Source organism: Bradyrhizobium prioriisuperbiae (assembly GCF_032397745.1).
GTDB classification, from domain to species: Bacteria; Pseudomonadota; Alphaproteobacteria; order Rhizobiales; family Xanthobacteraceae; genus Bradyrhizobium_A; species Bradyrhizobium_A prioriisuperbiae.
In genome coordinates, this window is the sequence record NZ_CP135921.1 from 1,126,563 (window position 1) to 1,139,216 (window position 12,654).

Here is a 12,654-nt window from a genome sequence, read left to right on the forward strand (position 1 = left end):
TCAATAAGGTTCAGTCGCAGCCGTTTATTGAGGCATGCACTACGCCGAAAATGTGGCTTTTACAAAGGGTCTGAGACCATCAGACACAAAACCGGCGCCCCTTGGGCGCCGGCAGCAATCACAGTCTCTCGATCTGGAATCGTTTACGAGCCGGCGTTCAGCACGGTGACCGCACGGCGGTTCTGCGACCAGCAGGAGATGTCGTTACACACCGCCACAGGGCGCTCCTTGCCGTAGGAGATCGTGCGCATCCGGCTCGGATCGATGCCGCGCGAGGCGAGATAGGTGCGAACCGACTGGGCGCGACGCGCACCGAGCGCAATGTTGTATTCGCGGGTACCGCGTTCATCCGCATGGCCTTCGATGGTGAAGGCATAACGATTGTAGGACTGCAGCCACTGCGCCTGCTTGTCGAGGGTCGCGATCGCCTGCGGCGACAGCTCGGTCTGGTCGCTTTCGAAGAACACGCGGTCGCCGACATTGACCACGAAGTCTTGCTGGCTGCCCGGGGTAGCCGCGCCCGCCATGGCACCGCCGTCGGCGCCGTTCATGCCATTCTTGTTGGCGCAGGCGCCCATCGACAGCGCCACGACCAGTACGGCGGCCAGCTTCAATCCATTGAATCCCTGGAGGATACGCATCTGATTCATCATTCCGGAGCCTCCACGCTCGCGTTCTACAACACCGCCCTGCGGCGATTCAGTCCTTATTTCAAGGCGCACTTGCGGCAGCAACGCCACACGCAAGCGAACTTCGAACTCGTGAGACCGGTCTACAGGGCGATGGTTAAACGAACGTTCCGTCAACCTTGATGAGACCTTGCCGGACCCGTTCAAATGCCCTGAATCGGCGTAAAGCAACTGGAATGGTTAATGGGTGGCAAATATGGCGCGACGGTGAAGCCCCGTCGCGTGGACGCAGGAAATCGCGACATGTGGCCGATCAGGCGCACATCAAATCGGCCGGAACTTGCGCGGCAAGGCCGAAAAGTCCTGAGATTTGAGATTCAGGACGCCGTCAGATCGACGGCGATGTCCCCGTTCAACACCTTGATTGCCTTGTCGCGGTCGAGATCTTTTTCCCAGGCCGCGATGACGACGGTGGCGACGCAGTTCCCGATCAGGTTGCCGACGGCCCGGGCCATGCCGATGAACCAGTCGACCGACAGCACCAGCACAAGGCCGATGGCCGGAATGGTGGGAACGGCATTCAGTGTCGCCGCAAGAATGACGATGGCCGAGCCGGGCACGCCATGGGCGCCCTTCGAGGTGACCAGCGAGATCGCCAGCACCAGCAGCAGATCGCCGGTCGACAGCGGCGTGTTGGTGGCCTGTGCGATGAAGACCACCGCCAGAGTCAAATACATCGAAAACGCGTCGAGGTTGAAGGAATAGCCGGTCGGGATCACCAGGCCGACCACCGACTGCTTGACGCCCATGGCCTCCAGCTTGCGCATCACCTGCGGCAACACCGCGTCCGACGACGCCGTCGCCAGCACGATGGTCAACTCCTCGCGCAGATAGCCGAGGAACTTGAAGATGCTGAGACCGGCCAGCCGCATCACGGCACCGAGCACGATCAGCACGAAGAACGCGACCGCGACATAGAACAACATGACCAGCGAGACGAGCTGCTTGAGCGATCCGACGCCGTAGCGGCCGACTGTGTAAGCCACCGCCCCGAGCACGCCGAGCGGTGCCAGACGCACGATCAGTCCCATTGCCTTGAACAGCACGCTCGATGCCGCTTCGATCACCCGTCCGACCGGCTCGCCCTTTTCGCCCACCAGCGACAGGGCAACGCCGAACAGCACCGCGAAGAACAACACCTGGAGCACGTCGTTACGCGCCAGCGCATCGAACGAGGTGGACGGAATGATGTTGAGGATGAAAGCGCTCAGACCGCCGCCCTGCAGCTTGTGGGCATTATCGGCATAGGTGTTGAGCGCCTTGGGGTCGAGGGTCGAGGTGTCGATGTTCATCCCGTGGCCGGGGCCGAACACATAAGCGAGAAGAATGCCGAGCGCGAGCGCCACTGTTGTCATGACCTCGAAATAGACCAGCGCCTTCACCCCGACCCGGCCGACTTTCTTCAGATCGCCGGTACCGGCGATGCCATGCACCACGACGCAGAACACGATCGGCGACACGATCATCGAAATCAGCTTCAGGAAGCCATCGCTGAAGAACTTTAGACCGATCGCGACATCCGGCCATGCCATGCCGATCACGATGCCCAGCAGCAACGCGACAAGAACCTGCAGAAACAACGACTTGTAAAGCGGAGCGGGTTTCGCCGACAGCGGCGGGATGGCAATGTCTGCGGTGGTCATGTCACGCGCACTCCGTTTCGAATTTTCAGACCATTCGAAGCAAGCCCTGTGCCATCGACGGCGTCAACCGCACCCGGTCCGGTGTGCTGGTCGAATCCGAAGTTCGCTCCGAAGCTGCGATTGAGTGATGCAAATTTCGGATTCGGGACACTCGCGCGATCTTGCCCGACCTCGGAACGGTGTCCAGGCCATCTCGCGAGGACCGTGGCCGAAGGATACGGGCTTCAGGAGCGCGGCGCGAGGGACGCATCGCCCATCGCAGGCTCGGAGAGCTGCATGATCGCTTCGGTCGCCGGCTCGAGGCGGCGCTCGAACAGCATGCGCCGCTCAAAGAAGGTCGACCGGAAATAGGGATAGCGCTCGAAGATCCTCTCGCGCACGACCGCATAATCGGCCGCCATCAGGCTGAGCGGTTTGGTCAGGGTCGGATAGCGCCGCGGCGCGCACAGCGCATTCTGCAGGAAGACCCGGCGATAGAACGCCTGATGCTCCCTGCGCACGGTCGCCGTGCCGATATCGGCCTCGAAATAGGCGCAGGCCACATAGCCAAGACGAACTGTCACATATGGCAATTCGGGAAAACGCTTGGCGCGAACGGGATCGGCGACGAACCGGTTCGGATCGACGATGATTTTCCCCTTGGCCAATTCCGGCTCCAGCAGATCGGCAAAAGCATCGACGGCCGGCGTGAGCGGATTATCCGGCGTCGCCACGCTGATCCGAATGGAGCTGGCGAGAACGCCGTCGACGTAAATACCGAAGATCCAGGAATTCCTGAGATCATCAAAGCGGTCGGTCAATCTGGCATCGGCCCGGGGTTCGATCGCACCTTCGTTCAGATAGGCACGATAGCGCAGCTGATAGATTTCCTCTTTGTCCGCGTCTGTTTCGGCAAGCCGGTAGTCCACGTGATTCAGGATATCCAGATGACGTTGTTGGGGATTTGTATTCGCGTGCACGACGGCACCACCTGCAATTGCATCCCGCACCATGCGAGCTTTCAGCCGGAACGGGTAAAATGTTAACGGTTTATTAACGCACCTGCAAAGGCCCCGTTCGTTTAGGGTTAGTGTTTAGGGTTAACCCACGCGGGTCGACCAATGGCTGAGATCGTTCCGGTCTCAGCTGCGGACCGGCCTGAAGCCCGGAAATCAAAGAGGAATCGTCAGGCCAGCGACCGTGTCGTCTCACCTGCCGATCGAACCTCCTTGAGGCGGCGTCCGTGAGAGGCATTCAGCAACTGGCGAATCTGATGTGCCGGAACGGGTGGGCTGAACAAGTAGCCCTGGGCCTCGGTGATGGTTCCCTCGATGCCGATCAGCTCGAGCTGGTCGTTGGTCTCGACGCCTTCCACCACGACGGCCATGCCAAGATCCGCACTGAGCCGCGCCACGCCGCGCAACAGCGTCAGCGGGCGATCCTTGTCGATTCCCTCCAGGAACGAACGGTCGATCTTGACCTTCTGCAGCGGGAAATTGTTGAGATAGCTGAGGCTCGAATACCCGGTTCCGAAATCGTCCAGCGAGATGCGCACGCCGGCGGCGCGCAGCTGCGCCAGCACATCCAGCGTCCACTGCGTGTTGCGCAGCAGTGAGGACTCGGTGATCTCGATCTCGAGCCGGTGGGCGGGCAGCCCCGAGACTTCGAGGGCGTAGCGGATATCGCTCAAGACATCGCGACGATGGAATTGCTGTGGCGAGAAATTGACGGCGACGCTGACCGCGGACGGCCACTGCATGCACTCCATGCAGGCCTTGCGCAGGATCCAGCGGCCGAGATCGACGATCAGGCCCATGTCTTCGGCCACCGGAATGATATCGGACGGCGGCACGAAGCCGCGCTCCGGATGGTTCCAGCGCAGCAGCGCCTCGCAGGTCGAGATCCGCCCCGACTTGAGGTTGACCAGCGGCTGATAGTACAGCTCGAACTCTTCATTGGCGAGCGCGTTGCGCAGTTCGAGCTCCAGGGTGCGGCGGGTCTCCACCGTCTGCGCCATTTCCTCACGGAAGAAACAGAACGTGCCGCGGCCGTCGCCCTTGGCGCGATAGAGCGCCATGTCGGCGTTTTTCAGAAGCACGTCGACATTCGCGCCGCTGGACGAGGTTGTCGCGATGCCGATGCTGGCGCCGATCTCGACCAAATGGTGATCGATCTCGTAACGCTCGCTCAGGCGGTTGACCACCCGGCGGGCCAGCGTGGCCGCATCCTCGATCGATTTGATCTTGTGCTGAAACACCACGAACTCGTCACCGCCGAACCGGGCGACGAAATCCTCCGGCCGCAGCATCTCGCGCAGCCGATCGGCCACCGTGCACAACAGCCGGTCGCCGCAGGGATGTCCGAGCGTATCATTGACCTGCTTGAACTGATCGAGATCGACGAATAGCAGCGCCGACAGCGCCGGGCCGGTCGAGGCCGAAAGCATGCGCTGAATTTCATTGCGAAAATTCAGCCGGTTGGGCAACCCGGTCAATTCGTCGAAGCGCGCCATGTGATTGATCTTGGCTTCCGCGCTGCGCCGCTCGGTGATGTCCTCAACCAGCGCCACCGTTCCGCCACCGGTCATCGGCTGAAATGTCCATTCCAGCGCACGCTCCGGGGTCGTGCCAGGGTCGAAAGTGGTGATGTTCGCCGCCCGGAAACCCTCGATTTCGGCGACGATGGCATTGGCGCTGGGCGCCGACAGCGTCTTGGCGATGACGCACGCCGCCGCAACCTCGCGTACGGTGGCGCCACGATGCACCAGGTCGCTCGACACCCGGAGCATGTCGGTGAAACAATTGTTCATGACGGCGAGCCGTCCGTCCGCGCCGAACATGCACAGGCCATTCGGCATGTTGTTGAGCGCCGTATCGAACTGCTCGGCGATCGAGGTGACGCGTTCGCTGGCGACCAGCGCCTTCACATAGACCTGCTGCAGACTGAGCGTGATGCGGCGAAGCCCGACGAAAAACAGCAGGTTCAGGAACGCAAACCCGACATAATAGATATCGCCGTGCAGCAGCAGCGCGAGCGACATCGGCCCGCAGGCCAGGATGATCTGCAACTGCGCGATGCCGGGGCGTCCATAATTACGGCCCGATCCCGCCGCCGTATAGGCGACGGTGACCGCGGTGCAGAGCATGTGGGCCACGGGATCGTCGCTGCCGAGCAGAACCACCAGGCACCAGATGCCGAGCGCGCTGGCATAGAGCCCGGCGCCGATCTGGTAGCGGCTCTCCCATTTTTCCGCTTCCAGCGCATCCAGCGGGACTTGCCGCTGCGCGTATTTGTGCATCTCGAAGGCACGGACCGTCCCGATCGCGATGATCAGGAGCGCGCAGGGCCAGAGCAGGTTGTTGCCGGTCTTGTAGGCCGTCATCACCGCCGCGATGGCTGCGCACAGCGCGCCGGCGAACATCGCGACCGAATTCTGGAATAGCGAATCGACCAACGCCGCATAGATCGCGGGCGTCAGCGTCTTTTCGCTCGGCACGTTTTTGAGTTCGGCCAGTTGCATGGGTTCGCGTCGTTTACGGGTGTCGACGCGTCCAGTCTTAGCCGCAGCTCATGAAGCATTCCTGAGGGAATATCGTTACCGAGAGGTATTCACGTTACCGGACGCCTCGGGAAATGCCCAGAATAACAGCAATATGGGCCGGCATGGTCGTGCCGGAATGGTCCGATCGGACTCGATTTTGCCAATTCTGTTTACGATAGCAGCGGCGACCAGGCCGGATCGGAGGCAAAACCGGGGGTGGGCAGCTTCAGTTCGTTGCGCCCGTCGATGCCGACCGTAAACAGCGAGGGGCCGGCGCCCTGATCGCGGAAAAACATCACAACGCGGCCGTTGGGCGCGAACGTCGGCCCCTCATTATGATAGCCCGACGTCAGCAGACGCTCCCCGCTGCCGTCCGGCTTCATGATGCCGATGGAGAATTGGCCGCCGCCCTGCTTGGTAAACGCAATGTAATCGCCACGCGGCGACCACACCGGCGTCGAATAGCTGCCCTCGCCGAACGAGATGCGCTGTGCCGCGCCACCGGTCGCCGGCATGACGTAAATCTGCTGCTTGCCGCCGCGATCGGATTCGAAACAGATGCGCGCGGCATCCGGCGAATAGGACGGCGAGGTGTCGATGGCCGGGGTATCGGTGAGCCGCGTCGTCGATTTGGAGCGCAGGTCCATTACGAACAGGTTGGAATTGCCGCCCTGCTGCAGGCTCATGATGATGCGCTGGCCGTCCGGCGAAAAGCGCGGCGCGAACGACATGCCGGGAAAATTGCCGACGATTTCGCTCTGACCGGTTTCGACGTTGCGGAGATAAACCCGCGGATCGCCCTGGCCGAACTCCATATAGGTGATTTCCTGGGTCGACGGCGAAAACCGCGGCGTCAGCACCAGGTCCTTGCCATTGGTCAGATAACGTACATTGCCGCCGTCCTGATCCATCACCGACAGTCGCTTGACGCGGCGCTCCTTCGGCCCGGTCTCGTCGATGAACACCACGCGGCTGTCGAAATAACCCTTGTCGCCGGTCAGCCGCTCATAGATCTGGTCCGAGATGATGTGAGCGATGCGGCGCCAGTATTCCGGCGAGGTAAAGTACTGCTGGCCGGTCAGCTGCTGGCCCGACACCACATCCCACAGCCGAAACTCGGCCTTCAGCCGCCCGTCGGGCTGCTTGGTCATGCGGCCGGTCACCAGCGCCTGCGCATTGATGGTGCGCCAGCTCTGGAATTGCGGCGCGGCATCGATGTTCGAGATTTTCTCGATGAACGCCGCCTGGTCGATCGGCGCGAACAATCCGCTGCGCCGCAGATTGTTGGTGATGACCTGGGAGACCCCCGCGCCCACCTCGCCGTCCGACGGCGAGCCGGCAACGAAGTTCGGGATCGCGATCACCAACGGTGCGATCTGTCCTTGCTGAACTTGCAGCTTTGTCTGCGCCTGCGCAAAGCGCGGCAGCAACAGGCCCGCCGCGGCACCGGCGCCGCCCATCAAAACATCTCGTCGCGAAAGCATCAGGGCGGGCATCGAGGAAAACGTCGTCGGCATTCGTCAGCTCATTCCAGTCAAAAATTAGCTTCGAAACATCGTTTTCGGATCAAAATCGATGTCCATGAATTTCCATTGTTCGTAAGTCTGGTCACGCAACATGTTGTACGGCTGGCCCTGCAACACCGCCCGCACAGCGGCATCCGCGGCCGCCTGGTAGCGCGGCGAATTGCCGTGAGACACCACTTCCGGCGGACCGGCGAGCCTGCGATCCGGCGTCAAGCGAATCCGCACCGTCACGAACAGTTCCTCGGGTTTCTCGGTGCCAGGCTGGATATTCCAGAGGCTCGCCAGCCGCGCCCGCATCGCGTCCATCTCGGACTGCGACAGGGTCTGCGCCGTACCGCGCGCCGTGCCGAGCGACGCGGACGCATTCAGCGTCGCACCGGTGATGGACTGGCGCGACGGATCGCGCTTGTCGATGAGGGCGGCGATCTTGGTCTGGTCGAACTTGTAGTCCTGTTTCGGTTGCGGCGGCTGCGGGGGAGCCGCCTTGGCCTCAGGCTTCGGCGGCGGAGGCTTCTTGCTGGTGTCCTTCTTGAGAGCTTCCGCGATCGGATCGACCTTCGGCTCCGGCTTCTTCTGCTCGACCGGCTTCGGCTCGTCCTTCTTCTCCGCCTGCTTCGGCGGGTCGGGCTTTTTCTCGACCGGCTTTTCCACCGGCTTGGGTGGCGGTTCTGGAGCTGTTGCCGTCACCACTTGTTTCTTGTCGTCGATCTTGCCGACCTGATCGTCCAGTGGCGTGGCGTCGGCGACCTTCTCGACCAGCGGTTTCGGGTTTTCCTTCTTGCCGGACTTGGTGCCGGCGGTGATCTTGGACAATTGATCGGCGGAGATGATGTCAACCGGCATCGACTCGGTCGGAGCCGCCTCGAGCGACCGCGTCGAGAACGACACGACGCCCCAACCGAGCACAAGCAGATGCAAGCCCACCGAGGCCAGCAGCGTCTTGTCGATCTCGATCTTGCCGATCTTCACGTCAGGTCCCCTGCTCGACCTCTGTCACCAGCGCCACGCGCTTGAAGCCCGCCGCCGACAGCCGCCCCATCACTTTCATGACCGTCCCGTAGTCGACCTTGCGGTCGCCGCGCACGAATATACGCTCGTCCAGGCCGTTGCGGGCGTCGGTAACCGCCTTCAATTTGGGCACCAGCTCGTCGATCGGAATTGCGGTGTCGTTCAGGAACACCTCGCCCTTCAGATTCACCGACAGCGTCAGCGGCTCCTTGTCGTTGTCGAGGCTCTTGGCCTGGGTCTGCGGCAGGTCGAGCGGCACGCCCACAGTGAGCAGCGGCGCCGACACCATGAAGATGATCAGCAGCACCAGCATCACGTCGACCATCGGGGTGACGTTGATTTCGGCCATGACATTGGCGCGACGGTGACCGCGACCACGCCGCCGTCCGCCTCCACCCGCACCTGCTGCGCCCATCCCCATCTAGCGGCTACCTCTGGAAACACCCATCCCGGACCACCCCGGCACCCTTCGTACGGATTCCCCAACCACGCACAATCTCATGCACGTTCATCGATCTGTCGTGACAGAATCGCAGAGAATTCGTCGGCGAACCCCTCCAGGCGCTGGGCCTGCTTGTTCACCTCGGACGAGAACTTATTGTAGAAAATAGTCGCCGGGATGGCAGCGATAAGGCCGATTGCGGTAGCGAACAGCGCCTCCGCGATACCGGGCGCCACCACCGCCAGCGACGTGTTCTTGGAGGCAGCGATCGATTGGAAGCTCGACATGATGCCCCAGACGGTTCCAAACAGGCCGACAAACGGCCCCGCGGAGCCGACCGTCGCCAGCACCAGCAGCCGCCGTTCCAGCCGCTCGACCTCGCGGGCGATCGATACGTCCATGACCTTTTCGATCCGCATCTGCAGGCCGGCGAACGACTTGGCCTGGCTTTCGAACGAGCGTTTCCACTCGCGCATCGCCGCCACGAACAGCGCTGCCATCGAATGGGTCGGCTTGGCGGAGAGGCCGCGGTAAAGCTCCTCGATCGACTGCCCCGACCAGAACGCCTGCTCGAAACGATCCATCGCCCGCTTGGTGCGCGCAAACAGAAAAACTTTGTCGATCGCGATCGCCCAAACCCAGACGGAACACGCCAGAAGCCCCAGCATGACGCCTTTCACGATCCAGTGAGCCTGCCAGAACAGAGCGATCAACGACACGTCGGCCGAGGCCATCGGCAGAGCCGACTGTGCGACGTCGGCTGGATTCATCGGCAATATCCCTTCAATTGGTCCACAGCGAATTTCATCTCCGGACCGGCCCGCAATGCCGGTCGATTGCGACGATCACACCTGACGCCAACTCGGGCTGCAAAGCCCGCACGCCGGGCCTCTTCACCAAGTCATTCATGTCGCATGGGAAAAGCCCATCCCGGAGCTTGCCCCCAATGTCCCCGGCAACATGTCAAAACAAGGGCTGTCGGCACGATTTCCGCCCCCTAACCAGACGCTCATCGTGGTTAATGCGAGGTTACCGTGGCACCGAAATGCGACGGTTTGACCATCCCCGCCAAGGCCTTAAAGTCCGGCCAGCCCCTCCCGCCCGTCATCAGACAGCGACGTTTCATTGAACATCCCGACGGATCAGCCGGCGTCCGCCGCCAGCCAATGGCCCCCGATTGCGCGCTTTATTGCCGGGGAGCGCCGGCTTGCCGCACGGATGGCCCGCACCCCCATCTCCGCTTTTCTCTATGAGTTCCTTCGGTTCGGCCTGAAACAGGCTTGGGCCTGCCTGTTCGGCGGTATCATGGTGATGCTCCTGATCGGAACGCGGTACGCCTATCCCGACTGGCTGCCGTTGGCGCGCTACGACTTCCTGTTCCTGAGCGCCCTGCTCGTTCAGGTCATTCTCCTGGCCAGCCGATTGGAGACGCTCGACGAGGCCAAGATCATTCTGCTCTACCACGTCACCGGCACGGTGATGGAGCTGTTCAAGACCTCGGTCGGTTCCTGGGTCTATCCGGAGCCCAGCCTTCTTCGTATCGGCGGCGTGCCGCTGTTCACCGGCTTCATGTACTCCTGTATCGGCAGCTATCTCTGCCGCGTGTGGCGCCTGTTCGATTTCAGGTTCAGCAACCATCCGCCGCAATGGGCTCTCGTCGTGCTGAGTCTCGCGATCTACGTCAATTTCTTCTCTCATCACTATCTGCCAGACATCCGGATCGGGCTGTTCGCAGCAACTATCCTGCTGTTTGCGCGCACCCGCATCTATTTCAAAGTCTGGCGCAGCTATCGGACCATGCCGCTGTTGCTCGGCTTTTTGCTGGTCGCGGTTTTTATCTGGCTGTCAGAAAATATCGGCACCTTCACCCGGACCTGGGTCTATCCAAACCAGATGCAGGTCTTGTCGCCGGTGTCCTTCGGCAAATTGGGATCGTGGTTTCTGCTGCAGATCATCAGTTATGCCATGGTGGCGCTGATCAATCCCCCGCAGCGCTTTGAGGCGAACGAAGCCTCCGTTCCCTCTGTGCCGCGACAGGACAAGCGCTTGAATGAAGCCTAGTACCGCCGATCTGAAGTCCCTGCACCACTTGCCGCAAACTCGTCCCAGGGACTTCAGATCGAAAAGCGGTACTAGAATCATAGATTTGCTAGTGCCCCTGATGCATCCGAAGTTCGTGTCAGAGAGTGCTGCGATGTATCACGAACTTCGGATGCGGGGCACTAGCCGCACGATCTACCTGCTGGTGTGCTGCCTTTTGATAGGCGCAGGGCTTCTCTCGCGTGCGCCCGTGTTGGGCTTGCCGCCGGTCGTCGCAAAGTCTTCCGGCTCGGTGATCTGGGGCGCGATGGTCTATGTCGCCGTCGCCAGCCTGATCCCGATACAACCGCTGCTCCGCAGGACCGCGATCACCGCTTTGATCGCCATCGCCACGGAATTCAGCCAGCTTGTGCACTTCGGCTGGCTCGACGCGTTTCGCCGCACCACGTTCGGCGTGCTGCTGATCGGCCGGTTTTTCTCCTGGTGGGATATCGTGTGTTACCTGGCTGGCATCGCCATCGCCATGGGCATCGACCGGTTGATGACTTCCAGGCGTCGACCGCCACGGGGTCACGAGCGATCAGTGTCGACGCCCCGTCCCACAAGCGGCTTGAGCAGCAGCGGCGAGAGATAGATCGGGAACTGGCTGAGCGCAAAATACAGCCAGGTCAGGCCCGGCAGGGCGCCATCGGTGGCCGCCATCATCAGACCCATGTTGCGCTGGCAGACCATCAATCCCAGCGCCATCGCCTTGGGACGACCCAAACCACGGAACACCAGGACCGTGAGCCCAAGCAGAACCAGGAACACCGCAAAGGCCAACAGCGTGAGGCCGAGCATCTTCAGCGGCTCCGCCCAAAAGGTGGCGGCGACGTTCTCCATCACGCCTGAGACGAACACCAGCAGCACCAGAATATTAAGGCCGTCGATCGGCTGCTTGTGACGCGCGATCGCCGCCGCGCCAGCCAGCCATCGGACCAGCGCCGCCACCAGAAGCGCCCCGCCCAGGATCGCCAGCAGCTTGCCGCCCAGCGCCAGTGGCGACAGCGTCAGCGCGCCGTCGAAAAAAACGTGGGCGAATATCGGCGCGGTCAGCGGTATCAGCGCCGTGCCGGTCACCAGTGTGACCAGCACCAGGGTCGCATCGAAGCCCATCAGCGCGGCAAGCGCGGGCGCCGCCATCATCGGCGAGGCCACCATCTGCAGCATCACCCCAAGAAAAAGACCTGGCGAGAGGGTGTTGAATCCCGTGCCGACCGAGATCAGGCCCGCGATCATCGGCACCACGATGGTGGTCCAGACGGTTGCGGCTATGACCAATCCGGGGCGCTTCAGATAGCCGCGCATGGCATCGGCATCGAGCCGCATGAAGGAGATGCACAACAGGATGAAGACCGCAGGGGTCACATAGGGTTTCAGGATCGCGCCCAGCGGCGGAACGGCGAGACCGATGAACACCAGCGCCGCGATCGCGCGCGCGCCCTGGCGGCCGATCCAGGCGAGCAGCCTCACGGGCAACAGGCCGATACGGGATGCGCTGATGCGGGGCGCGATGGACGGCATGGACGATTCCTCTTCAGCCGCCGCAAGGGGAAGATGGTGATCGGGTCTCGCGATGAGGTGATCGTCGACCGGGCCGCCTTCCGGCGGCAACGGTCGTCTCAGGACATGACGATGTGCCGCTCCGGACAGGAGCGCCACCACGATGTGAAGGCTGCACGATACGTCATGCGGATCGGTATGCCATCGCAGCAGTGCGATGACAATGTCCTCCCCGGCATGGGCA

General features: G+C 61.9%; 11 protein-coding genes. 2 read left to right on the forward strand and 9 right to left on the reverse strand.

Annotation, left to right across the window (positions count from 1 at the left end; all coding sequences use genetic code 11):
- Positions 1-143: 143 nt before the first annotated feature.
- The 8 genes from pal to tolQ all read right to left on the reverse strand — a co-directional run bounded on the left by pal (position 144) and on the right by tolQ (position 9,598).
- Positions 144-653, reverse strand: coding sequence for a peptidoglycan-associated lipoprotein Pal (pal, locus tag RS897_RS05200; protein WP_315835524.1), 510 nt, complete (start codon positions 651-653; stop codon positions 144-146).
- A gap of 353 nt (positions 654-1,006) precedes the next feature.
- Positions 1,007-2,332 carry a dicarboxylate/amino acid:cation symporter gene (locus RS897_RS05205; RefSeq protein WP_315835525.1) on the reverse strand — a complete coding sequence of 442 codons (1,326 nt, stop codon included), beginning with the start codon at positions 2,330-2,332 and terminating at the stop codon, positions 1,007-1,009.
- Between the two features lie 224 nt (positions 2,333-2,556).
- The gene (locus RS897_RS05210; protein WP_315835526.1) at positions 2,557-3,240 is read right to left on the reverse strand and encodes an N-acyl amino acid synthase FeeM domain-containing protein; all 684 of its coding nucleotides are present in this window, start codon (positions 3,238-3,240) and stop codon (positions 2,557-2,559) included.
- Between the two features lie 257 nt (positions 3,241-3,497).
- On the reverse strand, positions 3,498-5,831 hold the full coding sequence (locus RS897_RS05215; RefSeq protein WP_315835527.1) for a putative bifunctional diguanylate cyclase/phosphodiesterase: 2,334 nt from the start codon (positions 5,829-5,831) through the stop codon (positions 3,498-3,500).
- Between the two features lie 191 nt (positions 5,832-6,022).
- On the reverse strand, positions 6,023-7,336 hold the full coding sequence (gene tolB, locus RS897_RS05220; RefSeq protein ID WP_407654531.1) for a Tol-Pal system beta propeller repeat protein TolB: 1,314 nt from the start codon (positions 7,334-7,336) through the stop codon (positions 6,023-6,025).
- Positions 7,337-7,393: 57 nt separating this feature from the next.
- The gene (locus RS897_RS05225) at positions 7,394-8,332 is read right to left on the reverse strand and encodes a protein TolA (RefSeq protein WP_315838530.1); all 939 of its coding nucleotides are present in this window, start codon (positions 8,330-8,332) and stop codon (positions 7,394-7,396) included.
- Between the two features lie 16 nt (positions 8,333-8,348).
- Positions 8,349-8,807, reverse strand: a complete 459-nt coding sequence (tolR, locus tag RS897_RS05230) for a protein TolR (protein WP_315835529.1) — start codon at positions 8,805-8,807, stop codon at positions 8,349-8,351.
- A 77-nt stretch (positions 8,808-8,884) separates the two neighbouring features.
- The gene (gene tolQ / locus RS897_RS05235) at positions 8,885-9,598 is read right to left on the reverse strand and encodes a protein TolQ (protein ID WP_315835530.1); all 714 of its coding nucleotides are present in this window, start codon (positions 9,596-9,598) and stop codon (positions 8,885-8,887) included.
- 355 nt (positions 9,599-9,953) lie between these two features.
- Between tolQ and RS897_RS05240 the strand changes: the two genes are divergently transcribed.
- Entirely contained in the window at positions 9,954-10,889 is a 936-nt protein-coding gene (locus tag RS897_RS05240) for a DUF817 domain-containing protein (protein ID WP_315835531.1), read from the forward strand.
- The gene (locus tag RS897_RS05245) at positions 10,879-11,502 is read left to right on the forward strand and encodes a ribosomal maturation YjgA family protein (protein ID WP_315835532.1); all 624 of its coding nucleotides are present in this window, start codon (positions 10,879-10,881) and stop codon (positions 11,500-11,502) included. The genes RS897_RS05240 and RS897_RS05245 overlap by 11 nt, the downstream gene beginning before the upstream one ends.
- Here RS897_RS05245 and RS897_RS05250 read toward each other — a convergent pair.
- Positions 11,439-12,431 (reverse strand): Na+-dependent transporter, encoded by a 993-nt coding sequence (locus RS897_RS05250; RefSeq protein WP_315835533.1) that lies wholly within the window; start codon positions 12,429-12,431, stop codon positions 11,439-11,441. The genes RS897_RS05245 and RS897_RS05250 overlap by 64 nt on opposite strands.
- Positions 12,432-12,654: the final 223 nt, after the last annotated feature.